General features: G+C 71.9%; 21 protein-coding genes and 1 pseudogene. 10 read left to right on the top strand and 12 right to left on the bottom strand.

The window, feature by feature from the left end; all coding sequences use genetic code 11:
• The first annotated feature begins 134 nt into the window (after positions 1 to 134).
• Positions 135 to 2,807 (top strand): Tex-like N-terminal domain-containing protein, encoded by a 2,673-nt coding sequence (locus tag F4554_RS33485; RefSeq protein WP_179786375.1) that lies wholly within the window; start codon positions 135 to 137, stop codon positions 2,805 to 2,807.
• 8 nt (positions 2,808 to 2,815) lie between these two features.
• On the opposite strand, the pseudogene F4554_RS05525 reads toward F4554_RS33485, so the two are convergent.
• Both F4554_RS05525 and F4554_RS05520 read right to left on the bottom strand, forming a co-directional pair.
• Positions 2,816 to 3,109: pseudogene (locus tag F4554_RS05525) on the bottom strand (DUF402 domain-containing protein); the annotation flags it as partial.
• Positions 3,110 to 3,254: 145 nt separating this feature from the next.
• Entirely contained in the window at positions 3,255 to 3,479 is a 225-nt protein-coding gene (locus F4554_RS05520; RefSeq protein ID WP_179786373.1) for a hypothetical protein, read from the bottom strand.
• 178 nt (positions 3,480 to 3,657) lie between these two features.
• Here F4554_RS05520 and F4554_RS05515 point away from each other — a divergent pair, with 178 nt between their 5' ends.
• From F4554_RS05515 to F4554_RS05505, 3 genes are all read left to right on the top strand, one after another.
• Complete coding sequence (locus tag F4554_RS05515; RefSeq protein WP_179786372.1) at positions 3,658 to 5,484, top strand: M15 family metallopeptidase; 1,827 nt, start codon at positions 3,658 to 3,660, stop codon at positions 5,482 to 5,484.
• 3 nt (positions 5,485 to 5,487) lie between these two features.
• Positions 5,488 to 6,258 (top strand): hypothetical protein, encoded by a 771-nt coding sequence (locus F4554_RS05510; protein WP_179786371.1) that lies wholly within the window; start codon positions 5,488 to 5,490, stop codon positions 6,256 to 6,258.
• 159 nt (positions 6,259 to 6,417) lie between these two features.
• Positions 6,418 to 7,797, top strand: a complete 1,380-nt coding sequence (locus tag F4554_RS05505; protein WP_179786370.1) for a M15 family metallopeptidase — start codon at positions 6,418 to 6,420, stop codon at positions 7,795 to 7,797.
• A gap of 63 nt (positions 7,798 to 7,860) precedes the next feature.
• Here F4554_RS05505 and F4554_RS05500 read toward each other — a convergent pair whose 3' ends face one another.
• Both F4554_RS05500 and F4554_RS05495 read right to left on the bottom strand, forming a co-directional pair.
• A complete protein-coding gene (locus tag F4554_RS05500; protein ID WP_179786369.1) occupies positions 7,861 to 9,981 on the bottom strand; it encodes a prolyl oligopeptidase family serine peptidase in 2,121 nt (706 codons plus the stop codon).
• Positions 9,982 to 9,989: 8 nt separating this feature from the next.
• The gene (locus tag F4554_RS05495; protein ID WP_179786368.1) at positions 9,990 to 10,745 is read right to left on the bottom strand and encodes a TetR/AcrR family transcriptional regulator; all 756 of its coding nucleotides are present in this window, start codon (positions 10,743 to 10,745) and stop codon (positions 9,990 to 9,992) included.
• A gap of 145 nt (positions 10,746 to 10,890) precedes the next feature.
• Between F4554_RS05495 and F4554_RS05490 the strand changes: the two genes are divergently transcribed.
• On the top strand, positions 10,891 to 11,346 hold the full coding sequence (locus tag F4554_RS05490) for a DUF2568 domain-containing protein (protein ID WP_202889158.1): 456 nt from the start codon (positions 10,891 to 10,893) through the stop codon (positions 11,344 to 11,346).
• Here F4554_RS05490 and F4554_RS05485 read toward each other — a convergent pair.
• The 8 genes from F4554_RS05485 to F4554_RS05450 all read right to left on the bottom strand — a co-directional run bounded on the left by F4554_RS05485 (position 11,318) and on the right by F4554_RS05450 (position 18,369).
• Complete coding sequence (locus tag F4554_RS05485) at positions 11,318 to 11,851, bottom strand: GNAT family N-acetyltransferase (protein WP_179786367.1); 534 nt, start codon at positions 11,849 to 11,851, stop codon at positions 11,318 to 11,320. The genes F4554_RS05490 and F4554_RS05485 overlap by 29 nt on opposite strands.
• Before the next feature lie 68 nt (positions 11,852 to 11,919).
• Positions 11,920 to 12,678 (bottom strand): VOC family protein, encoded by a 759-nt coding sequence (locus F4554_RS05480; protein ID WP_179786366.1) that lies wholly within the window; start codon positions 12,676 to 12,678, stop codon positions 11,920 to 11,922.
• Between the two features lie 163 nt (positions 12,679 to 12,841).
• Complete coding sequence (locus F4554_RS05475) at positions 12,842 to 13,867, bottom strand: aspartate-semialdehyde dehydrogenase (protein WP_179786365.1); 1,026 nt, start codon at positions 13,865 to 13,867, stop codon at positions 12,842 to 12,844.
• 157 nt (positions 13,868 to 14,024) lie between these two features.
• Entirely contained in the window at positions 14,025 to 14,615 is a 591-nt protein-coding gene (locus F4554_RS05470; RefSeq protein ID WP_179786364.1) for a hypothetical protein, read from the bottom strand.
• Positions 14,612 to 16,036 (bottom strand): DUF58 domain-containing protein, encoded by a 1,425-nt coding sequence (locus tag F4554_RS05465; protein WP_337795887.1) that lies wholly within the window; start codon positions 16,034 to 16,036, stop codon positions 14,612 to 14,614. Before F4554_RS05465 ends, F4554_RS05470 begins: the two co-directional genes overlap by 4 nt.
• 10 nt (positions 16,037 to 16,046) lie before the next feature.
• Positions 16,047 to 17,033: an AAA family ATPase gene (locus F4554_RS05460; protein WP_179786363.1), complete on the bottom strand. Its 987-nt coding sequence runs from the start codon at positions 17,031 to 17,033 to the stop codon at positions 16,047 to 16,049.
• A complete protein-coding gene (locus F4554_RS05455) occupies positions 17,030 to 17,548 on the bottom strand; it encodes a hypothetical protein (protein WP_179786362.1) in 519 nt (172 codons plus the stop codon). Before F4554_RS05455 ends, F4554_RS05460 begins: the two co-directional genes overlap by 4 nt.
• On the bottom strand, positions 17,545 to 18,369 hold the full coding sequence (locus F4554_RS05450; RefSeq protein ID WP_179786361.1) for a DUF4129 domain-containing protein: 825 nt from the start codon (positions 18,367 to 18,369) through the stop codon (positions 17,545 to 17,547). Before F4554_RS05450 ends, F4554_RS05455 begins: the two co-directional genes overlap by 4 nt.
• 237 nt (positions 18,370 to 18,606) lie before the next feature.
• On the opposite strand from F4554_RS05450, the gene F4554_RS05445 reads away from it, so the two are divergent.
• From F4554_RS05445 to F4554_RS05425, 5 genes are all read left to right on the top strand, one after another.
• The gene (locus F4554_RS05445; RefSeq protein WP_179786360.1) at positions 18,607 to 19,551 is read left to right on the top strand and encodes a PfkB family carbohydrate kinase; all 945 of its coding nucleotides are present in this window, start codon (positions 18,607 to 18,609) and stop codon (positions 19,549 to 19,551) included.
• 289 nt (positions 19,552 to 19,840) lie between these two features.
• Complete coding sequence (locus F4554_RS05440) at positions 19,841 to 21,640, top strand: ABC transporter substrate-binding protein (protein WP_179786359.1); 1,800 nt, start codon at positions 19,841 to 19,843, stop codon at positions 21,638 to 21,640.
• A gap of 254 nt (positions 21,641 to 21,894) precedes the next feature.
• Positions 21,895 to 22,164 (top strand): hypothetical protein, encoded by a 270-nt coding sequence (locus F4554_RS05435; RefSeq protein ID WP_179786358.1) that lies wholly within the window; start codon positions 21,895 to 21,897, stop codon positions 22,162 to 22,164.
• Positions 22,165 to 22,227: 63 nt separating this feature from the next.
• Complete coding sequence (locus F4554_RS05430) at positions 22,228 to 23,475, top strand: FAD-dependent oxidoreductase (protein WP_179786357.1); 1,248 nt, start codon at positions 22,228 to 22,230, stop codon at positions 23,473 to 23,475.
• 86 nt (positions 23,476 to 23,561) lie between these two features.
• Positions 23,562 to 24,359 carry an SDR family NAD(P)-dependent oxidoreductase gene (locus F4554_RS05425; protein WP_179786356.1) on the top strand — a complete coding sequence of 266 codons (798 nt, stop codon included), beginning with the start codon at positions 23,562 to 23,564 and terminating at the stop codon, positions 24,357 to 24,359.
• The last annotated feature ends 26 nt before the right edge of the window (positions 24,360 to 24,385 follow it).

Below are 24,385 nucleotides of genomic sequence, written 5' to 3'. Positions count from 1 at the left end.
CGCGCGGCGGGGCTGTGGACGGCCGGGCGCGGCCGGGGGTGGGACCTGGCACGATGCTCTGAACACGCCCGCCCCAGGTCGGCACCGATGACAGTCGGCCGTACGAACGTCGTGCACGCGAAGTGGAGCTACACGTGACCGAAGCCACCGAGCCAGCCCCCAGCCCGGCCCGGACGACGGCCCAACCGGCCGAGTCGTCGGCCCAGTCGGCCCAGTCGGCCGCCGCCACGACCGCCGCACTCAACCAGCGGATCGCCGAGGAGCTCGGTGTCCGCGAGGGGCAGGTCAGGTCCGCGGTGGAGCTGCTCGACGGCGGAGCCACCGTGCCGTTCATCGCGCGATACCGCAAGGAGGTCACCGGCACCCTCGACGACGCGCAGCTGCGCACGCTGGAGGAGCGCCTGCGTTACCTCCGTGAGCTGGAGGAACGCCGCGCCGCCGTCCTCGACTCGATCCGCGAGCAGGGCAAGCTCGACGCGGAGCTGGAGGCCCGGATCCTGGCCGCCGACTCCAAGGCCCGGCTGGAGGACATCTACCTCCCCTACCGGCCCAAGCGGCGGACCAAGGCGCAGATCGCCCGCGAGGCCGGGCTCGAGCCGCTCGCCGACGCGCTGCTGGCCGACCCGTCGCTGGATCCGCGGGAGACCGCTGCCGGTCACGTCGATCCGGACCGGGGCGTGGCCGACGCGGCCGCCGCGCTCGAAGGCGCCCGGTCGATCCTGGTCGAGCGGTTCGCCGAGGACGCCGACCTGATCGGCGAGCTCCGCGAGCTGGTGTGGTCGCGCGGCCGGCTGGTGACGAAGGTGCGCAGCGGCCGGGAGGAGGCCGGGGCGAAGTTCGCCGACTACTTCGACTTCGCCGAGCGCTTCACCTCACTGCCGTCCCACCGCGTGCTGGCCGCGTTCCGCGGTGAGAAGGAGGAGGTCCTCGACCTCGCCCTGGAGCCGGAGGAGCCGGTTGGCGACGGGTTGGCGGACGTCGCACCGGGCCGCACGGACTTCGAGGTCCGGATCGCCGACAGGTACGCCATCACCGACCAGGGCCGGCCCGCCGACAGCTGGCTGGCCGACACCGTGCGGTGGGCGTGGCGCACGCGAATTCTCGTTCACATCGGCATCGACCTCCGGATGCGGCTGCGCCAGGCCGCCGAGGACGAGGCCGTCCGAGTGTTCGCGGCCAACCTGCGTGACCTGCTGCTCGCCGCGCCGGCCGGCACCCGGCCGACCATGGGCCTCGACCCCGGTTTCCGTACCGGCGTGAAGGTCGCGGTCGTCGACGGCACCGGCAAGGTGGTGGCGACCGACACCATCTACCCGCACGTGCCCGCCCGGCGATGGGACGAGTCGCTGGCCACTCTCGCCCGGCTGGCGCGCGAGCACCACGTCGAGCTGGTCGCGATCGGCAACGGCACCGCCTCGCGGGAGACCGACAAGCTGGCCGAGGACCTCATCCGCCGGCAGCCGGAGCTCAAGCTCACCAAGGCGGTGGTGTCCGAGGCCGGCGCGTCCGTCTACTCCGCCTCCGCGTACGCCTCGGCCGAGCTGCCCGAAATGGACGTCTCCCTGCGCGGCGCGGTGTCCATCGCCCGCCGGCTGCAGGACCCGCTCGCGGAGCTGGTGAAGATCGACCCGAAGTCGATCGGCGTCGGGCAGTACCAACACGACGTGTCCGAGACGAAGCTGTCCCGCTCCCTCGACGCGGTGGTCGAGGACTGCGTCAACGCCGTCGGCGTCGACGTCAACACCGCCTCCGCTCCGCTGCTGACCCGGGTGTCCGGCATCACCGAGACCCTCGCCGGCAACCTCGTGGCACACCGCGACGCACAGGGACCGTTCCGCTCCCGGCGGGCGCTGAAGGACGTTCCCCGTCTCGGGCCGAAGGCGTTCGAGCAGTGCGCGGGCTTCCTGCGCATTCCGCAGGGCGACGACCCGATCGACTCCTCCAGCGTGCACCCCGAGGCCTACCCCGTCGTACGCCGCATCCTGGCCTCGGTCGGCGGTGACCTGCGAGGGCTGATCGGCAACACCACGACCCTGCGCGGGCTGAAGCCGTCGGACTTCGTCGACGACACGTTCGGCCTGCCGACCGTCACCGACATCCTTGCCGAGCTGGAGAAGCCGGGCCGGGACCCGCGGCCGGCGTTCCGCACCGCGACGTTCGCCGAAGGGGTGGAGGAGCTCAAGGACCTCGCGCCCGCGATGGTGCTCGAAGGGGTGGTGACCAACGTCGCGGCGTTCGGCGCGTTCGTCGACGTGGGCGTCCACCAGGACGGTCTGGTGCACGTGTCGGCGATGTCGAAAAACTACGTGAAGGATCCGCGCGAGGTCGTCAAGCCCGGCGACATCGTGAAGGTGAAGGTGCTCGAGGTCGACGTCGCCCGCAAGCGGGTGTCGCTGACCCTGCGGCTCGACGACGAGGTCGGCGGCGCCCCGTCCGGTGGCCCGGGTGGTTCACGGTCAGGCGGTTCGCGGGCAGGTGGTTCGCGGTCGGGCGGTTCGCGGTCCGGCGGCGCACGGCCGGACGGGACGACGCCCGCCGGTCCGCGAGCTGGTGGGTCCGCTCCACGCGGCGAGTCCGGGCAGCGCCGCGGTTCTGGGCAGCGCGGCGGTGCTGGGCAGCGCGGCGGATCCGGCCGGCGTGACGGGTCCGATCAGCGTGGACAGGGCCAACGCGACCAGCGCGGGCAGGGCCAACGCGGCGAGCGCGGCTCGGGCCGGCGCGACGATCGCGGCGGCAGCGACACCGCACTGGCGGATGCCCTTCGCCGTGCCGGCCTGGTCGGTGACGACCAGCGCGGGAAGCGGTAGGCGCCTCCTCACCCTGGTAGCCGGGCGGACCACGCCGATCCGTCCGGCCGGTAAGCAGCCGGAAGCGCTGGGCGTGGCCATGCCGGATCCGGCTGCCAGGCCGGCCACTTCGCCGCGAACGGGCCGGTGCGCGCCTTCGCCTGCATGAGCACGGACTGCGCGTGGTCTTCCAGGGTGCCGAGCAGCTCTCCGTCGAGCACACCCCGGCGAACCGCCTCGCCGAAGTCCTCGCGGTCCTTCCAGGTCCACGAACCGTCCGGGCGCACCTGTACGTCGAGTACGAGGTCCGTGGTCCGCGGGCAGCTTGAGTTCCGAACGCGGGAGACCCTCGCGCCCGGGAACGCCGACGCTGCTCGCGAGGGCGTGTTTCGAGGTGGGCCGCCGGTGAAGCGAGTGGCTCATCCGCGCGTGGCCGGCAAGGCGGAGGAGGAGTCGCGTAGCGGTGTTCTACGCGCGACGACGACAACACAGCCGACCGCGATGCGGGGAGACGCGAGTCAGGCGTCCCACCTCGAGACATGCCCTGGTTGCGGTCGTACGGGCGGGAACGTGGGTGACGTACCAGTCGCCGTCCTCGACGAGTACGTGCGGCACCGCGCTCCACAACTGGTCGCGCCAGCGTTCCTGGACGACCAGCGGTCTTCCGGGGTACCAGTCGTCGTTGCCGAGCACTAGACTCCGATCTCCCCAGCCGCTGCGACCTTCTTCCGTGGAAGAACGCCGTTCGCGCGCAACGATCTTCGCGGCCCGGGAGTACTACCTTGCACGACCGGGCCGGTGTGCGCACCTGCCCACCTGGGGTCCGCCGGTTTCGTGGCGTGGCCTGACGAGTTCTGGTGAAGGGGAGCACATGAACGCCGTTCGCGTACGAGCGCGGCTGCACGCCAAGGCGGTTGCCGCGCTCACCGGTGCGGTCCTGGTCGGGGCCGGCGCACTCGCGCCGTCGGCCGGCGCGACACCCGTCGTGCCGACACCGAAGCCGACCGCCACCCCGACGGCGTCACCGACACCAACGGCCCGGCCGACGCCCACCGGCACCGCCACCCCGACGCCGGAGCCCACGCCCACCGTCGGCACGCCCACTCCGACGCCCATCCCCACCGCCGACAAGCTGCCCGCACCGAAGGATCCGGCCACCGCGGCCGACGCCGCCGCCGCGATCGAGGCGCGCTACCAGACCCTCGGCGGGAGCACCGGCGTCCTGGGCGCGGCGACCTCGGAGGTCACCGCGATCACCGGTGGCTACGTCCGCGGGTTCGAGCACGGCAGCATCTACTACTCGGCCTCGACCGGCGCGTGGGACGTCCGCACCGGCCCGATGCAGAACTACTACGACTTCCTGGGCGCTCAGGAGAGCAAGCTCGGCTTCCCGACCGGCGCGGAGTACGCCGGCGCCCGGGCCGGAGTCCTGATCCAGCGCTTCACCGGCGGACGCATCTACTACTCGGCGGCCACCGGGGCGCGCGGCGTGTACGGCCCGCTCCTGGCGCGCTACCTCGCCCTCGGCGGCGAGGCGGGCAAGCTCGGGCTGCCCACCCACGGCGAGGGTTCGTCGCAGCCCGCCGGCGCCCGGCTCAGCGCGTTCGAACACGGCCGCATCTACTGGTCGTCGTCGACCGGCGCATGGGACCTGACCGGTGTGATGGTCGACTACTACGTCAAGCTCGGTGGTTCGGCGAGCCCGCTCGGCCTGCCCACCAGCGCGGCGTACTCGGCCCCTGGCGGCGTCACCGTGCAGAACTTCGTCAAGGGCCGCGTCTACTACAGCAGCACCACCGGCGCGCAGGGCGTCTACGGTGCGACCCTCGCCCGCTACCTCCAGCTCGGCGGATCCTCCGGCGTGCTCGGCCTGCCGACCGTGGCCGAGAAGGCGGGCAAGAAGGCGGGCTCACGGGTCACGGTGTTCAAGAATGGGCGAATCTGGTACTCCAGCAACACCGGTGCCCGTGAGGTTCGCGGCGTGACCCTGGCGAGGTACCTCTCGATCGGGGCCGAGACGTCGCGGATCGGCCTGCCGAACACCTACCACAAGCAGACGTCGTACGGCGACTGGCAGGGCTTCGAGTACGCTGCGATGGAGTACTACTCGTCGACGAAGAAGGCCTACGTCCGGATGCCGTTCACCGTGACGTCGAAGACGCCGACGGCCTCCGACATCCCCTACACCTACCGCAGTGGCTGCCCGGTCGGGCCGTCGTCGCTGCGGATGCTGCGGGTGACGTTCCGGAACTTCTCCAACGACGACCAGTACGGCACGATAGTGGTGCGTTCGACCGTCGTCGGCGACATCACCGCGGTCTACCGCGCGGCCTATGACCACGGCTGGCCGTTCCGCCGCGTCAACCCGGTCGACGTCTACCAGGGTGACGACATCAAGGCGATGGCCGCCGACAACACCTCGGCCTTCAACTGTCGCAAGGTCACCGGCAATCCGTACAAGCTTTCCCAGCATTCTTACGGAAATGCCATCGACATCAACACGTACGAGAACCCCTACGTCACCTCCGCCAACGTCTACCCTGAGGGTTCGGACACCTATCTCAACCGCGGTAACAAGCGCAAGGGAATGATCCTGCGCGGCGACCCGGTCGAGTCCACGCTGCGAAGCAGGGGCTGGCCGTGGGGCGCGCGCTGGAACTACCCCGACTACCAGCACTTCTCCGAGAACGGCGGCTGAGCAGTGCAGCGAACTCGTCAACTCCTCGCCGGGCTGGCCATCGGCGGGCTGGCCCTGGTCTGCGGCGCGTGTGGGTCCCCCGCGACGGACACCACCAACGCCGCCGACAGCACCAGGGCGGCCCGGGGCGCGGCCGACCACGCCGGCACCAAGGCCGGCGATCCGCCCATGCCCAAGCCACCCGCCACCACGGCCGGGCCGCTCACCAGGAAGAACCTCCCGGCGGCCGACCGGCTCGGGTCGGACTTCAAGCCCTACGTCGAGCCGGACGCACCCGAGGAGGGGTTCGTCTCCAACGGCCAGCCGGTCCGCCGGCGTGACCCGAAGGAGGTGGCTGCCTCGATCGTCCCGCTGGGCTGCCCCGGCGTCGAGCGGCTGTCACCGCTGCCGGTCCCGGCGAACGCACTCGAGCAGACCTACCGCGCCCCGGGGCGCAAGTCCGCGGTGGCGCTGGTCCTCGACTACCGTTCCGAGGCGTCGGCGAAGCAGTTCGTCCACGGCTTGGCGGACATGCTGGCCCGGTGCAAGCAGCCGTCCGCCAAGGCCAAACTGACCACCCCGCGACAGGTCGCGCTGGTGGGCCGGCCGGACGCCGACACGCTGTTCGACTCCCGGCACGAGGTCGGCCCCAGAGCCGACCCGAGCAGGTGGGACGAGACCGTGGTCCGGCAGGGCCGACGGGTCGGGCTGGCCATCGTCCAGCGTGGGACCGGTGAGGCGACGGTCGACCACGGCGCGCTGGCCGGATACCTGAGGACGCTCATCACCCGCTGACCGACCACACCTCGACGCGGCGTCACGACCGGGGCCCACCCCGATCGCGGCGCCGCGTTTGGGTTTCCTCCTTTTGCCGTACGCCCTCCTCGACGCGTGTCAACCTCCGTTTGACACACACCTGACACAGGTGCCGCATCGCGCGTCGGGGGGACAGCGATGAACGAGGAAACAACGCGTGCCGGCTGCTCGGGGTGCCCGGGCAGCGGACGCCGGGCGGCGGCCCGCGGAACGGTCCCGGGCCTGCTCCTCGCCTGTGTGCTGAGCGTGCTGTTGCCACCGGGTTCGGCGCTCGCAGGGAATGCGCCGAACCCGGCTACCGCACCGGCGGTGAGCCCGGCGGCCGCGATCGAGGCTCGCTACCAGCAACTCGGCGGCCCCGCCGGCGTGCTCGGCCCACCGACGTCGCCAGTGGTGGCGGTCCCGCGTGGGTACCGCCGCGTCTACGCCCACGGCCACATCTACTACTCCCCGGCCACCAGCGCGTGGGAGGTGCTCGACCCCTTCCTCACCTACTACCTCGGACTCGGCGCCTCGGCCAGTGCCCTCGGCCTGCCGACCAGCGCGGCGTACACCTCAGGACGCGGCGCCAGGGTGCAGAACTTCTACCAGAGCAGGGTTTACTGGACACCCGCGACCGGCGCGCAGAGCGTCTACGGGCCGACGCTGGCGCGCTATCTCGCCCTGGGCGGCTCGGCCGGGTCGATGGGCATTCCGACGATCACCGAGCACGCCGGCAAGCGGCCGGGCGTACGGGTGACGGGGTTCTCCAGCGGCCAAATCTGGTACTCCCCGAGCACCGGAGCCCGCGAGATCCGCGGCGCGGTGCTGGCGAAGTACCTTCGGATCGGTGCCGAGGCGTCGTGGATCGGCGTACCCACCGGCTACATGCGAGGCACGTCGTACGGCTACCGGCAGGACTTCCAGCACGCGTCCCTGCAGGACCTCCACCAGCGCCGAGCCGTCTACATCCGCGTCCCCTTCTCCACCTCGGTACGTACGCCGCGGGCCAGCGACCTTCCCTACACCTACCGCAGCGGTTGCCCGGTGCCACCGTCCGGGCTGCGGATGATCAGCGTGCCGTTCCGCCAGTTCGACGGCGACGACCACTGGGGCCTGATCGTCGTCCGGGCCGACGTGGTGAGCCAGATCACCCTGGTGTTCAAGTACGCCCACGCCAACTGGTGGGTGATCCGCCAGGTTCGCCGGGTGGACAAGTACCACGGCAGCGACGAGGCCTCGATGGCCGCCGACAACACCTCGGCGTTCAACTGTCGCAAGGTCACCGGCAACCCATACAAGCTGTCCCAGCACTCCTACGGGAACGCGATCGACATCAACACGTTCGAGAACCCCTATGTCACGCCGAGCCGGGTCTATCCGCCGGGCTCGGCCACCTACCTCGACCGCGGCAACGTGCGCCCGGGGATGATCGTGCGCGGCGACCCGGTGGAGCGCACCATGCGCGGGCTGGGCTGGCCATGGGGCGCGCGCTGGGCCTACCCGGACTACCAGCACTTCTCCTCGAACGGCCGGTGAGTGACCGCTGTCAACCCTGTCAGCGCTGTCAGCGCTGTCAACCCAGCCTTGCGCCGGTGCGCGTCAGGACTTCGTGAGCTGCCGCCACAGGAACTCGTACGCGAGTGCGTTGCGGAACGCCAGCTGCTCGTTGTCGGCCGCCGCGCCGTGTCCGCCCTCGATGTTCTCGTACGACGCCACGTCGTAACCGAGGTCGCGCATCCGGGCCACCATCTTGCGGGCGTGCCCGGGGTGCACCCGGTCGTCGCGGGTCGAGGTCATGAACAGCGTGGGCGGGTACGGCTGCCCGGCACGGACGTTGTGGTACGGCGAGTACTTCGAGATGAACGCCCAGTCGCCCTCGTCGTCGGGATCGCCGTACTCCGCCATCCAGGAGGCGCCGGCCAGCAGCCGGTGGTAGCGCTTCATGTCCAGCAGCGGCACCTGGCAGACGATCGCGCCGAAGAGCTCGGGGTAGCGGGTGAGCATGACGCCCATCAGCAGGCCGCCGTTGCTGCCGCCCTGGGTGCCCAGCCGGGAGGGCTCGGTGATGCCGCGGGCCACCAGGTCACGCGCGACGGCGGCGAAGTCCTCGTACGCACGCGGGCGGTTCTCCCGCAGCGCGGCGCGGTGCCAGCGCGGGCCGTATTCTCCGCCGCCGCGGATGTTGGCCACGACGTAGGTGCCGCCGCGGGCCAGCCACGCGCGCCCGGTCGCAGCCTGGTAGCCGGGCAGGTTGGGGATCTCGAAACCGCCGTAGCCGACGAGCAGCGTCGGCGCGTCGGCGGCGGGCCGCTCCGAGCCGACCACGAAGTACGGGATCCGGGTGCCGTCGTCGGAGGTGGCGAACAACTGCCGCACCCGCAGGCCCTCGGTGTCGAACATCGCCGGCGCCTGCTTGACGGGCTCGAGGTCACCGTCGACCGTGCCGTACCGCAGCGTGGCCGGCTCGGTGTAGCCGCTGGTCTGCAGGAAGAACTCGTCGTTGTCGTGCGGGTCGGCGCCGACCTGCCCGACACTGCCGAACTCGGGTACGCCGGACAGCGGTCGCCGTGTCCAGCCGGGGTTGACACCCTGCGCGCCGGTCGCGGGCGTCGGCGGGGTGAGCACCTCCAGCCGGCTCTTGACGTCGGACAGCGTGTTGACGATCAGGTGGTGGCGGGTCCAGACGGACCCGGCCAGCGACGTGTGCTCGTCGGGCTCGAACAACACTGTCAAGGCGCGCTTGCCTGCCCGGAAGTCCTCGAACGGCGCGGCCAGCAACGCACCCGCGGGATAGGTGGTGCCGTCGACCGTCCACGGTGTGCGGGTGACGACCATCAGCCACTCGCGCTGGACGTCGACCTCGGCGTCGTTGGGTACGTCGATGCGCTCCAGGTCGACACCGGTGCGCAGATAGGTCTCGCCGGCGTAGAACTCGATCCGGCGCCGGACGAAGTCGCGTTCGAACCCCTCCGTCGAGTCGTGCCCGCCGTAGGCCAGCACGTCGTCGGGCTTGCTCTCGAAGACGGTCTCCGCCTCCGCCAGCGGGGTGCCGCGCCGCCACTCCTTCACGATGCGGGGGTAGCCGGACGAGGTCAGCGAACCGGGACCGAAGTCGGTGCCGACGTAGATGCGGTCGGCGTCGATCCAGCCGACGAAGCTCTTCGCCTCGGGCAGCTGGAAGCCGTCCTGGACGAAGGTGCGCGTCTGCAGGTCGAACTCGCGGACGACGGTCGCGTCCGCGCCGCCACGGGACAGCTCCACAAGCGCCAGCCGCAACTCGGGGCGCAGCACCGGCGCGCCCTTCCACACCCAGCTCTCGCCCTCGTCGGCGGCGAGCCGGTCGACGTCGAGGAGCACGTCCCACTCGGGGTGGTCGGTGCGGTAGGACTCGAGGGTGGTCCGCCGCCACAGGCCGCGCGGGTGTTCGGCGTCCTGCCAGAAGTTGTAGAGCAGGCCGCCACGGCGCGCGACGTAGGGGATCCGGTCGTCGGAGTCGAGCACCTCCCGGATCTGCGTACGCAACTCCTCGAACCGCTGTCCGGTGGCAAGGCCGGCCAGGGTCTCGTCGTTGCGTTCGCGCACCCAGGCCAGCGCCTCCTCGCCGGTGACGTCCTCCAGCCAGTGGTAGGGGTCGGCGGCTTCCTCTCCGGTCGCGGGGTTCGTGGGGGGCGCGGAGGACGCGGGCTGCTGGTCGGCGGCGGGCCGGGCGGCGTCAGTCATACCGGCCATTATGTCCGGGCGCGCAGCCCCACGGCGTGGGCCATCAGGTCGACCGAGGTGGCGAAGAACGGCGCATTGTCGGCGAACCCGCCCACGAAATGGCCGAAGAGTTCGAGGCTCACCGCGCCGAAGACCTGCGTCCAGGCGATCACGGCGCGTACCAGCACCGCGTCGGGCAGCTCCTCCAGGCCGGTCGCCGCGGCCAGGTGCCTGGCCTGCTCGGCCATCGGCGCGGACAGCGCCGGGGTCTCCGTGTCGGCCGGCTCGCCGAGAGCGCCGGCCTCCCATGCGTCCCGGACCACGCCGAGCAGGAGGTACGGAAGCCTTCCGGCCGCTTCGATCGTCTCCTGCGGCGCGGCGTAGCCGGGCACGGGCGACCCGTAGACCAGGGCGTACTCGTGTGGACTGTCGCGGGCCCAGTCACGGACGGCGTGGCACCCGGCCTGCCAGCGGCCGAGGAAGTCGTCCGCGGCCACCCGCGCGTGGGCGGCCTCGGCCCGGTCCGCGAGCGCGGTGTACGCGTCGATGATCAACGCCGTCAGCAGCGCGTCCCGACTCGGGAAGTAGCGGTAGAGCGCCGAGGACGCGACCTCGAGCTCGCGGGCGACCGCCCGCATGGACAGGGCAGCGGCGCCGGACTCGGCGATCTGCCGGCGCGAGATGTCCAGGATGTCGCGGGTGAACGCCGCGCGGGCGCGCTCGCGCGGGCTGGATTTGGCCCTCGTCGCGGTCGTTCTCGTCGCGGTGGTCCTGGCCTCGGGCATGGTCGGAGTCTGCCACATCCAAGAGCGGCGCTCACATCCGAGAGCGCCGCTCTTGACACCAGCATTCCAGGAGAGGACAGTGCTCTCAGGCGAGAGCGGTGCTCTCGTTTTCGACTCGGACTCGTACGAGAGATGAGGGCTCACCGTGACCGGTGCTGTCGGGACAAGTGGCATCACAGCCGGCGGAATCGCGGCCGGCGGCGTCGGAACCGCGGCCGCCTGGGTCAACCTGGCCGCCGTCTTCGCCCTCGAACTCTGTGCGCTCGGCGCCCTCGGCTACGTGGCGTCGCGCGGCGCGTCCCCGCTGGCGGTGCGCATCGCCCTCGGCGTCGGCGTGCCACTGGTCGCGGCGGTGCTGTGGGGACTGTTCGCGGCGCCGAACGCGACGTTCCACAACCCGGCCGCCATGGTCACGGTGAAGGTGCTGGTGTTCGGTGCCGCCGCGGTCGGCCTGTTCCTCACCGGCCATCGGACCCTGGGCGTGGCGTTCGCGGTGACGGTCGTCCTCACCGCCGTACTGGCGCAGGTTCTGCCGTCGCCCGACGCCACGAACTCAGGGCCGGCGGCGGGCGTCAGCCATGCCGCAGACACGCGACCATGAGCAGGCACGGGTTGCCCGGCCAGACCCCCTCGATCTCCTCCAGCGACCGGAAACCCGCTGCCCGGTAGAACTCCCGGGTACGCGCGTACCCCTCGTGCGGGTGGCTCGGACCCAGCGTCTTGACCTGGAGAAGGTGCACCCCCTCGGCCGCGAGGTCGGTCCACACGGCTTCCATCAGTGCGCGCCCGACGCCCCGCCGGTGATGCTCGGGGTGCACCGCCATCAGGTGGATCTCGGCGGCGGAGAAGTGCCGGGTGAGCAGCAGTACGCCCACCACGTCGCCCACCCGGTCGCCCTCCACGTCGCGCTCCATGTCGCCCTCCGAGGTGCCGCCGTCGCGGACGGCGGCGTACGTCGGCAGGTGCCGGGCCGAGGCGACGTACTCCTCCACCGCGGACGGCATTCCGAACCACTCCGGCAGTGCTGCCAGCAGACGGGCGACCGCTTCCGGATGCTGCTCGCCCCGCTGGATCCGCACACCCGCACCTTCACCGGAACTCCTCATCGGGACATTCTGGGGCCGGCACGCGCGGTCAGCCCCTTCGGAGGAAGGTCCCTAGCGGGAGGTGAGGCTCAGGCCGCGGCCACCGGACCGGCCAGCCGGAACGAGATCCCGGCCGGGTCGGCCACGCACGCCAGCCGCCCGTGCGGGCTGTCCCAGGGTTCACGCTCGACTCGGCCGCCCTGCCTGCGTACCTTCCCGACCGCCTCGTCGGTGTCGGCGACCGCGAAGTACGTGATCCACTGCGCCGCCCCCTCGGTGGTCTCCCGCCGGCTGCACACCTCGTGCCCGCCCGCCTTCCAGACGGTGACGCCGGGGTCGTTCACCGGCGCCTGTTCGTCGTAGTCGAAGACCGCCTGGTAGAACGCGTCGGCGACGGCACCGTCGGGGGTGGCGAGTTCGTTCCAGGTCACCGCGCCCGGGTCGCCCCACAGCCCGGCGCCGAGGTGGCCGCGCCCGTGCCACAGGCCGAAGGTCGCGCCGGTCGGGTCCGCGACGAACGCCATCCGCCCGCTGTCGGCCACGTCCATCGGCTGCACGATCAGCTTGCCGTCGTGCTGGCCGGCCACCCTGGCCGCGGCGTCGACGTCCGGTGTGGCGAGGTAGACGTTCCACATCGGCGGTGCGCCGTCGCCCGGCTGCGGCGGCATCAGCGCCGCCACCGGAATGTCGTTCAGCAGGCACATCGTGTAGTGGCCGTAGTCGCGGCCCTGGTCGGCGAACGCCCAGCCGAACACCGAGCCGTAGAAGCGGCGCGCCACCTCCATGTCGGGCACCGTCGTGTCCACCCAGCAGGGGCTGCCCTTGGCGAAACTGCTCGGCTTGATCACGGCTCCCCCTCTACCGGCCGGTGGCGACGCGCACGGGCGTGCGGCCACCACCAGCGTCGCACCGAAACGGAGTCACCACGCCCGGAACGCGAGCCGTCACCCGTACGGAGGACGGGCGTTTCCGGGCGGACCCACCCGAAGGCGGACCCACCCGAGGGCGGGGTCAGCCGACCCGGGCCGCCAGGAGTTCGGCGATCTGCACGGTGTTGAGGGCAGCGCCCTTGCGCAGGTTGTCGTTGGAGACGAACAGCGCCAGGCCGTGCTCGACCGTGGGGTCGCGGCGCACCCGGCCGACGTACGACGGGTCCTGACCGGCGGCGAGCAGCGGGGTGGGCACGTCGACCACTGTCACGCCGGGTGCGGCGGCGAGCAGCTCCAGCGCCCGGGCCGGGGTCAGCTCACGCTCGAACTCGGCGTTGATCGACAGCGAGTGGCCGGTGAAGACCGGGACCCGCACGCAGGTGCCCGAGACCGGAAGGTCCGGGACGTCCAGGATCTTCCGGCTCTCGTTGCGCAGCTTCTGCTCCTCGCCGGTCTCGTCGCTGCCGTCGTCGACGATGCTGCCGGCCAGCGGAAGCACGTTGAACGCGATCGGCTGGGCGAACTGCGAGGGCGGCGGGAAGTCGACCGCGGATCCGTCGAAGGTGAGGGCCGCGGCGTTGCCGGCGGTCTTGCGTACCTGCTCGTCGAGCTCGGTGACGCCGCTGCCGCCCGCACCGGACACCGCCTGGTAGGTGCTGACGATCAGCCTGCGCAGCCCGGCCGCCCGGTGCAACGGCGACAGAACGGGCATGGCGGCCATCGTGGTGCAGTTGGGGTTGGCGACGATGCCCTTCGGGATCGAGGCCAGCGCGTGCGGGTTGACCTCGGAGACGACCAGCGGCACGTCGGGGTCCATCCGCCAGGCGGAGGAGTTGTCCACGACGACCGCGCCGTCGGCGGCGACCTTCGGCGCCAGCTGCTTCGACGTGGCGGCTCCGGCGGAGAACAGCACGACGTCCAGACCGGCGTACGACGCGGTCTCGGCGTCCTCCACGATCACCTCGCCGCCCAGCCACGGCAGCGCCCGCCCCGCCGACCGGGCGGAGGCGAAGAAGCGCACCTCCTCGACCGGGAAGCTCGCCTCGGCCAGCAACTGACGCATGACTCCACCGACCTGGCCGGTGGCACCCACTACTCCAACGCGCATAGTCGAAAGGCTACGAGGTCGCGCCAACGCCCCGCACGCCGGTTTCGCTCAGTGGGATCCAGCTCAGTGGGATCCAGCACAGTGGGATCCAGCACAGTGGGACCGGCACAGTGGGATCCAGCACAGTGGGACCGGCCCGGCGGGACCGGCCCGGCGGTCACTCACCGGACTCGGGGTCCGTCCGGGGCGCGCGGGCGTAGGCGACCACACCCACCACGAACAGCGCGAGGAGTACGCCGAGCACCGGGACCGCCACCGTCGGCGCGACCGGAAGGCGGCCGGCCACCCCCAGGGCGAGGGCGGCGACCACCGCGGTGCCGGCGACCACCGCCGCCGACCGAGCCAGCCAGCGGCGCAGGACCGACCCGGCGACCACGGCGTCCAGCGGGAGGACCGCCGCGAGCGCGCTGCCGGTGTGGTGGAGGTATGCCGCGGCGGCCAGCACGACCAGCGCCCACCAGGACCCCGAGGAGTCGAACGCCGTCGTGCGCACCAGCCAGCCCGCCATGGCGAGCAGCTCCAGGGCCAGCACGGCCCACGTGCCCGGCAGCACGGCGGACACCAGCGCCAGCGCCGCGCAGACCAGCAGCGACAGCGGCCCGAGGACGGTCGCCGGCAGGACGAGGACCAGGGCCACGAAGCCGGTCACCGCGACCGCGGCCCGCACGAGGAGGGCACCCCGCCGCACCCGGCGTACGGCGTCGCCGGCACCGGTCAGCGCGTCCCGCATCATCCCGGCGTAGCTCATCGCGGTGCCGCCGCTCGTCGGGAGACGTCGCGCAGCGCCTGGTCGAGGGAGCCGGCGCCGGCCCAGGTGACGGTGGGTACGCCGTGTTCGAGCAACTGGGCGACGGTGTTGCGCCGCTCCAGCCGCCACAGCCCGAACGCCACCGGCGTCCAGGGGTTCTCGCGGTCGGGGCGGGCCGAGTCGGGCAAAGTGTCGACGGCGAGCACGGTCCGGCCGCTGCGGGCCAGCCGGGCCAGCAGCGCCACGCTGCGCTGGTCGAGCAACGGCGTGAGGACCACCAGCAGCGCCTGCTGCGGCAGGATCTGCCGGGCGAAGATGCCGGCCGCCGGATCGTGCGGCCCCTCCCCCGCCCGGATGGCCAGCAGCCACTCCAGCGCGGCGACGAAGTGCCGGCGGCCGGAGCCGACGCGCAGAGCACGGTTGCGCCCGCCGTACTCCAGCAGCCGTACCCGGTCGCCGCGGCCGAGGTAGTGCTGGGCGATCCCGGCCGCGGCGCGCACCGTCGTGTCGAGCACGCTCGGCGCGCCGTCTATGCCCTCCGACCGGCCGGCCTCGTGCAGTACGTCGAGCACGAGCACGAGTTCGGCGTCCCGGTCGGACAGGGTCTGCGCGACGTGGAGTTCGCCGGTACGCAGCGACGCCCGCCAGTCGATCCGCCTCAGCCGGTCGCCTGGCGCGAACTGGCGGATGCCCGCGAGTTCGCCGCCCTCGCCGAACCGCCGGGACCGGTGCACGCCCACCAGGCCGGCGGCGTTCGGCATCGCCTCGTCGGCGGCGAACGGCTCGGTGCGGGGGAACACGCGTACCGCGACGGAGTCGGAGGTCACCGGCGCGCAGGTCAGCAGGGCGTCGCAGGCCGCGGCGCGCACCCGCACGGGAGGCACGACGTAGCGGCCCCACCGGGCCAGCTGGCCGGTGAGGGTGAACCGCGTACCCGCGTCGGCCGGCACCGCGGCCGCGAGGGTGCGGGCACGGGTCCGGTCGCGTAGCCACGGCGGCTGCTCGCGTTGCACCAGGGCGACGTCGTAGGCGGCGTCGGCCGCCCGGACGTCGACCAGCACGTGCAGGTCGGCGCCCTCCACCAGGTCTCCGGCCCCGCCCGGGCTCTGGCCGTCCGCCGAACTCTGGCCGTCCGCCGGGTTCGGACCAGCCGGGTCCGCTCCCTCCGCCGCGCTCACCCGGACCGTGGGCAGCCCGCGCGGCCGGCGCAGCAGCGCCGCCGACGTGCCCACCGCGAACGGCGTGGCGAGCACCACCAGGTCCACCCGGCCGGTGAGCACGGCCGCGACCAGCAGCGCGAGCGTGACCACCAGAGCCCGGCGCAACGCCGGCGTCGGCGACCAGCCCGGGGCGCCGCCCGCGCCCGTCGAGAGCCGGGCCCGGAGAGGAACCGGCAGGCGATCCGAGAGGGAGATCCGCACGTCGGCCCGTTCAGCCCGTGTAGGTCGGCAGGGCCGCGCTCGCCGGTGCCGGCACGGTCGCCAGCGCCTCCGCCACCACCTGCGCCGGGTCGATCCGCTGCAGCCACATCTCCGGGCGCAGCGTGATCCGGTGGGCGAGAGCGGGTACGACGACGTCCTTCACGTCCTCGGGCACCACGAAGTCGCGGCCGGCGAGCACCGCCTTCGCCCGGGCCAGCAGCAACAGGGCCAGCGAACCCCGCGGCGAGGCGCCCACCAGCACCCGCTGGTCGGCCCGGGTCGCCCGAACGACCTCGACGACGTACCGCCCGATGGAGTCCTCGACCGCGACGTCCTCCAGCGAACGCTGCATGGCGACCAGCGTCGGCGGGTCGACCACGGCGGCGACCTGTGCCTCCTCCTGCCGGCGCGACATCCGGCGGCGCAGGACGTCGAACTCCTCCTCCGACTCCGGATAGCCGAACGACACCCGCAGCAGGAACCGGTCCAGCTGCGCCTCCGGAAGCGGGTAGGTGCCCTCGTACTCGATCGGGTTCGCGGTGGCCAGCACGTGGAAGGGCGTCGGCAGCAGGTGGGTCTCACCCTCGACCGAGACCTGCCGCTCCTGCATCGCCTCCAGCAGCGCGGCCTGGGTCTTCGGCGGAGTGCGGTTGATCTCGTCGGCCAGCAACAGGTTGGTGAACACCGGACCGCGCCGGAACGTGAAGTCGTGGGTGCGCTGGTCGTACAACGAGGAGCCGGTCACGTCGGCCGGCAGCAGGTCGGGAGTGAACTGGATACGCCGGAACTCCACACCCAGCGCCTGCGCGAACGTCCGCGCGGTGAGGGTTTTTCCCAACCCTGGAAGGTCTTCCAGCAGTACGTGCCCACCGGCCAGGATGCCGGCGAGAACGAGTTCGAGCGCCGCCCGCTTGCCGACCACGACACCCGACACGGCGTCAAGTACTTGTTGACAGCGTTCGCTGACGGTCGGAATCGGCAACTCTGGTTGGCTCACAGGTCCTCCACCTCGGCGATGACGTCGGCCAGCTCTCCCGGCGAGGGCGGCCGGCGGGGTTGGGTGGCGGTGAGGAGGTCCCACACCCGGGCGCCCACCAACTCCCGGCTGCGTTCGGGTTGATCGTCCCGGGTCACACCGTGCCCGACGCGCAGCCGCTCGTCGACCACCGCGGCGATCGCGGGCCGGACGACGCGCTCGTAATAGTCGCGGTCGCCGCGCATCAGGTCCAGCCGCTCCTCCCAGCGGCGGACGTCGGCGAACGGCCGGTCCGGTACGCCGTAAACCGTGGCGGAGGTGTCCTCGCGGATCAGCGCCCGTCCGGCCGGCGGCGGGGTGAAGGCGTGGGTGAGCAGGCGGCCGAGGACGACGACGAGCACCACCGCCAAACACAGCGGGTAGGGCACCCGGGCGTGGAAGACGAGCACGAGCAGGGCGTACGCCACCCCGGCCGCCACCGCGGTCACCGCGAGCCCGCGCAGCACGCCCGGCACCCGCCGCGTCCACCCGTTCACCGGGCCACGCCCCGCGAGTCCGGTCCAGGCCCGGCCGAAGCGTCGGCGGGTTCCGGTGCGGCGGCGCTGCTCTCGGCGGCGTCGGCGGTCTCGGCGGCGTCGGCGGGTCGGCTCGCGGCGAGCTCGGTCCGCAGCCGGCCCAGCGCCTCCCGCGCCTGGGTACGCATCGACTCCTCGACCTCACCCGGTGCGTACCGCGCCCGGCGGTACAGGTCCGCGCACCCGCGCAGCACCGGCGCGCTGACCTGGTGCGCGGCCAGCATCCTGGCCACCAGGTCACCGGGGGTGTCGGCCGGCGCGCGCGGTGTGCCGGCCGCCGCGGCCGCCGACTCCAGCCGCAGCCAGCAGGCGATCACAGCCCGGCGCGGATCGGTTCCGTCGTCGTCCAGCTCCTCGATGCCGGCGTCCACCGCGGCCCGCAACCGCTGCCCGGTCTCGTCCGCGGCCTCCACCGGCAGCGGGGCGACGTCCACCTCCTCGCGGTCCCGCGGGCGACGGTGCCGCAGGTAGAGCCGGACGAGGTGGACCACCAGCACGACGAGCGCGGCCAGCAGGAGTACGCCGAAGACGGCCGGCACCCACGCCAGCCATCCCGGAACGGACACCGACGACGGTGCCGTACTGACGGTCGGTGTCGGAGCCGCGGTCGGTCCCGCGGTCGGCGCCGGTGGCGGGGTCACCACCCGCTGACCGCGGCCGGGCAGCGGCAGCCCGGTGACCTCCGGACCCGACATCGCGGCCACCACGACCAGCACGCCGAGCAGGCCGACCACGGCGATCACCGGCAGGAGACGGCGTACGGTCGCGCCGACGTCGCTCACCACCGTTCGCCTCGTCCCTTCCGCCAGGCCCCTCCGTCGCCTCCGCCGCACCGGAGGCTGCCCATCCCGATGACCCTAGGGTCTGAACGCAGTGCGGACGAGGAGCGCCCGCGTGCCGGGTCCGCCATCGGCCGTGCGCACGTCCCGGCCCACGCCCGGCTCACGGGCTGCCCGGTGCTCGTCCGGAGCGGCCCCGTGCGAGATGCTGGCACCCCCCCGAACCGCAGGAGACGACACGTGATCACGGTCATCGGCGAGGCTCTCATCGACCTGGCGGGCGACGACCAGGGCGTCTTCCGCGCCAGGCCCGGCGGCGCACCGTTCAACGTCGCGATCGGCCTGGCACGGCTCGGCGTCCCCACGGCCCTGCTGGCCCGGCTGTCGCAGGACTCCTTCGGCGCCCAACTGCGCGCCCACCTCGCCGACAACGGCGTGTCGACGCGGTACGCGGTGACCGCGAGCGAGCCGACCACGCTCGCGTTCGTGTTCCTGGACCCCCACGGCTCGCCCCGGTTCGAGTTCTACTGCAACGGGACCGCCGACTGGCAGTGGACCGCGCAGGAGCTGCCCGACCCGTTCCCCGCCGAGGTGACCGCGGTGCACACCGGCTCGCTCGCCCTCGCGCTGGAGCCGGGTGCGAGCGTGCTGGAGAAGCGGCTCGCCCGCGAGCACGACCGCGGCACTGTGACGATCAGCCTCGACCCCAACGTCCGGCCGCACCTGCAACCTGACCGCGACGCCGCCCGCGACCGGGTCGAGGCCCAGTTGGGTGCCGCGCACCTGGTGAAGGTCAGCGCGGACGACCTCGGCTACCTCTATCCCGGCACCGCTCCGGCCGACGTCGTACGCCGGTGGTGCGAACGCGGACCGGCGCTGGTGGTGGTGACTCTCGGCGCGGACGGCGCGTTCGCCGCCGGCCCGGCACAGCCGAGGGTGGACGTCACCGCCCCGGTGGTGTCCGTCGTGGATGCCGTGGGCGCCGGCGACGCGTTCAGCGCCGCGCTGCTCGCGGGGCTGCACGACCTCGACCTGCTCGCCGCCCTCCGGCAGCCGCGGCCGACGCTGCCGGAGGGCACCCTGCGCGGTCTGCTCACCCGGGCCGGCACCGCCGCCGCGCTCACCTGCACCCGGCCGGGCGCGGACCCGCCGCGTGCCGACGAACTCGCCGACGTCATTCTCTGAACGCAGGCACCCGAACGCGGCTCGAAAAAGCCGCACCCCACCGGGCTTTTCACGTACGCCATCACATCGATGGACAAGCGTGCCCGATTCGTGACCGCCGATCACCCGTGCTCCGCCTATCGTTCCAACCGGCTTGATCGACAGCGTCGGCCCGAACGACGGCAGTTCGCAACTGGCATCTGGCATCTGGCATCTGGCAACACAGCATCGGCATCTCCACATCGACGGGTGAGCGACGGCTGCGACCGCTACGAGTGAGCAGCGACCGCGGACAGGGGAGTGGGTTGGCATGCGATACCGGAGGATGGTGGCGGTCGCCGGGGCACTCGCCCTCGGCCTGACCGCCTGCGGCGGGGGATCCTCTCCGTCGGAGCGAGCGGCGCAGCAGCAGCAGCAAAAGCAGAACCAGAAGGAGTCGCCGGCGGTTCCGAAGGGCGCGGGCTTCCAGGTGGTGGAGGACGCCAACGCCAAGGGGCCGGCCAAGGACATCGCCGGCGCGCAGAAGGGTGGTACGGCGACGGTCCTCACCGTGCAGGCGCCGGAGACGTTCGACCCCACCCGGGACTACTACATCGACACGCTGTCCGTGGCGCGACTGACGACGCGCACACTCACGGCGCTGGAACTCCGGGCGGACGGGAAGTACTACCTGGTCCCCGACCTCGCCACCGACCTGGGTGAGCACAATGCGGACTTCACCCAGTGGACGTTCCACCTCAAGGACGGGCTGAAGTACGAGGACGGTTCCGCGGTGACCTCGCAGGACGTCGCGTACTCGGTGAAGCGGTCCTTCGCCACCGAGGAACTGCCCGGCGGCCCGACGTACCAGCAGAGCTACTTCCTGGACGGCACGAAGTACAAGGGCCCGTTCAAGTCCAAGGCCAAGGGTGGTGGACTGGACTACGCCGGCGTGGAGACCCCGGACGACAAGACGGTCGTCCTGAAGATGGCCAAGCCGTTCCCGGACCTCGCCTACTACGCGACGTTCCCGGTGTTCACGCCTATCCCGCAGGCGAAGGACACCAGGGACGCCTACGGCAACCACCCCCTGGCGACCGGCCCGTACAAGTTCGACACGTACCAGAAGGGCAAGCGGCTGGTCCTGGTCAAGAACGACCAGTGGAACCCGGCCACGGATCCGGTGCGCCACCAGTATGTCGACAAGTACGACTTCAAGTACGGCCAGAACCCGATCAAGCTGCAGGAGCAGCTGATCGCCGACAACGGCCCTGACCAGACCGCGATCACCTACGACGGTGTCGACTCCTCGCTGCTGCCCAAGATCCAGGGCAAGGAGCCGGAGAAGCGGATGATGACCGGTGACGGCACGTGCACCGATTTCATCTACCTGGACACGCGGCGGATCCCGCTCGAGGTGCGCAGGGCGCTGATCACGGCGTGGCCGTTCGACTCGCTGCACAAGACCGGTGGCGACAACCCGTTCACCTACGTCCCGGCCAGCACGATCCTGCCCCGCGTCACGCCGGGCTTCGTCAACTACGACGTGTTCGGCAACGGCAGCAAGGGTGACGGCGACCCGGTCAAGGCGAAGAAGATGCTGGAGAAGGCGGGCAAGCTCGGCTTCGACGTCGTGTGGGCCTACTCCAACGACAACGACATCTCCGCGCAGGTGTCGGCGGTGCGGGCGCAGAAGCTGAAGGCCGCGGGCTTCAAGACGACGGCCATTCCGATGCCGCGCGACCAGGTGCGGGCGGAGTTCGAGAACCCGAAGTCGAAGATCAACATCCGGCCCCTGGGCTGGTGCCTGGACTGGCCGTCGGGCACCACGGTGTTCCCGGCCATCTTCGACGGCCGGCTGATCGCCCTCAACCCCAACGCCGCACCGAACAAGTCCTTCCTGAACGCGAAGGACATCAACACCGAGATCGACCGGATCTCCGCACTGCCGCTGAAGGAACAGCAGGCGGAATGGCCGAAGCTCGACAAGACGATGATGCAGAAGTACGCGCCGGTCATCCCGGTCGACTACAGCAGGACGAACTTCCTCTACGGCTCCAAGCTCGGCGGTGTCGTCCTCGACCCGTTCAGCGGTGGGCCCGACTTCACCAAGCTGTTCGTCAAGCAGTAGTTGTCCGGCCGTTCGTCAAGCAGGTGTTCGCCCAGCAGGTGTTCGCCCAGCAGGTGTTCGCCCAGCAGGTGTTCGTCAAGCAGCGACTGCACATGGAGCGAGGAGCCGTTCCTCGACGGACGCGGTGGTGGCGAGCCGACGGGCTCGCCACCACCGCACCGCGCGGGTCGAACACCTGTCGACCACGTTTCGCAACAAGTTCTTGACAGCTTGTAGGAGTCGCAAAGCGTTCGGCTCGACCGTCGTTCGACCCGGTGTCCGAGCGCTGCGCTTTTGGTAACGTCCTGCACAGCCATCGCATTGCTGGCATCGTTTCTGTCGAGAACCGGCGATCAGCACCGACGGCGATCGGGGACAGCATGGACTGGAAAGTGGTCGTGGCGATAGTCGTCGCCGGGTTCGTCTGCCTGATGATCCTGTTCATGATCATCGGGGCTGTGCGCAGCACCCGGGGCGGCCTCGACTGGGACCACACCGCCGACAGCGGCTTCCGTCCGTGGGACGAACAGAACCGCGACGACTGACGAGACACCGACGACACACCGACGACACACCGACCACTCCGACGAGGCCACGAGCGACCGACCATGCCTGATCCCACTGTCTGCGTCGCCGGCGGCGGACCCGCCGGGGTGATGCTTGGCCTGCTGCTGGCCAGGGCGGGCATCCGGGTGACGGTGCTGGAAAAGCACGCCGACTTCCTCCGCGACTTCCGCGGCGACACCGTGCACCCGTCCACGTTGGAGGTGCTCGCCGAACTCGGGCTGGCCGACCGGCTGGAGCAGATTCCGCACCAACGGCTCGTGCGGGCCGGGTTCGAACACGCCGGCCGCCGGGTCGACATCCTGGACCTTCGGCACCTGCGAGTCCGGCACCCCTACATCGCGTTGGTGCCGCAGTGGGACTTCCTCGAACTCCTGGCCGCCGCGGCCTCGGCCTACCCGGAGTTCGAGCTGCGCCGGCAGGCGGAGGCGTACGACCTGGTGGTCGAGCACGGCCGGGTGGTGGGCGTACGGGTCCGCGACCGGAGCGGCGGCCACGGCAGCGACGGTGGCGACTACACGCTGCGCGCGGCCCTCACGGTGGCCGCCGACGGCCGGCACTCCACGCTGCGACGGGCAGCGGGCCTGACCTCCCGCGCGTTCGGCGCACCGATGGACGTGGTGTGGTTCCGGCTGCCCTGGGCCGAGGGCGACTCCGCCGCGCAGGCGCTGACGTTCCGGTTCGGCCCCGGCCGGGCGGCGGTCACCATCCCCAGGCGGACGTACTGGCAGATCGCCTACCTCATCCGCAAGGGCGGCTTCGACGACCTGCGCGCCCAGGGCATCGACGCGCTGCGACGTGGGCTGGCACAGACGGTGCCGTTCCTCGCCGACCGGGTGGGCGAGCTGACCAGCTTCGACGACACCAGCGTGCTCGAGGTCCGGATGGACCGGCTGCGACGTTGGTACCGGCCCGGCATGCTCGCGATCGGTGACGCCTCCCACGCGATGTCGCCCGTGGCAGGAGTGGGCATCAATCTCGCCGTCCAGGACGCCGTGGCCGCCGCAAACCTGCTCGTCCCGGCGTTGCGGGAGGCCCAGCGGTCCGGCGTTCCGGTGCCCGACCGGGTGCTGGCCGCCGTCCAGCACCGCCGGCAGTTGCCGACCGCCGTCACCCAGGCGGTGCAGCGCACGGTGCAGACCATCGGGCTCGACCGCACCCTGCGCGCGGACCCGGACAGCTCCCCGCCGGGGATCCTGCCGGCCTGGCTGGCGCCGGTGCTGCGCCGGCCGATGAGCCGGTTCGTCGGTCTCGGCGTACGACCGGAACACGTCCGGACCTGGCCGGACTGAGCCCGCGGGCCCGCCGCGCCGATCTCCACCGTCCGGACGACGTTAAGGTCGGCGCGGATGGCGGTTCCGATGCCGGGAGGACATGCATGGGTGAGTTCACGGGCAAGGTGGCCCTGGTCGCGGGCGGCGGCTCCGGCATCGGCCGCGCGGTGACCGAGCTCCTCGCCGCCGAGGGTGCCACGGTGGTCGTCGCCACGAACGTCGAGGACCACGTCCGCCCCCTGCGCGAGGAGCTCGCCGGGACACCGGGCGAGGTCAGCGCGGTGGTCGCCGACGTCACCCGCGCCGACGACGTACGCAGGTTCGTCGACGAGGCGGCCGAGCGGCACGGCGGGATCGACGTCCTGGTCAACTCCGCCGGCGTCCAGCGGTACGGCACCGTCGAGGAGACCTCGGAGGAGCTGTGGGACGAGGTGCTCGCGGTCAACCTCAAGGCGATGTACCTCACCGCCAGGTTCGCCGTACCCCACCTGCGCGCCCGCGGCGGCGGGTCGATCGTCAACGTCGCGTCCGTGCAGGCCTACGTCACCCAGGACCGGGTGGCCGCCTACGCCGCGTCCAAGGGCGGCATCCTCGCGCTGACCCGGGCGATGGCCGTCGACCACGCCCGCGACGGAATCCGGGTCAACGCGGTCTGCCCCGGCTCGGTCGACACTCCGATGCTGCGCGGGTCGGCCGACCTGTTCCGCGGCGAGCGCGACGCCGAGGACGTGCTCGCCGACTGGGGCCGCAGCCACCCGATCGGCCGGATCGCCAGGCCGGCCGAGGTGGCCGAGCTGGTGGCGTTCCTCGCCGGCGACCGGTCGTCGTTCGTCACCGGCGCCGACTACCGCGTCGACGGCGGCCTGCTGGCGATGGCACCCGTCGTCCTTCCGCAGACGTAACCCCAGGTTGCACCCCCAGACGTAGG

The organism is Actinopolymorpha rutila (genome assembly GCF_013407855.1).
GTDB lineage: Bacteria > Actinomycetota > Actinomycetes > Propionibacteriales > Actinopolymorphaceae > Actinopolymorpha > Actinopolymorpha rutila.
The sequence above is the reverse complement of the archived record's forward strand: the minus strand, read 5'-3'. Positions and strand labels throughout refer to the sequence as shown.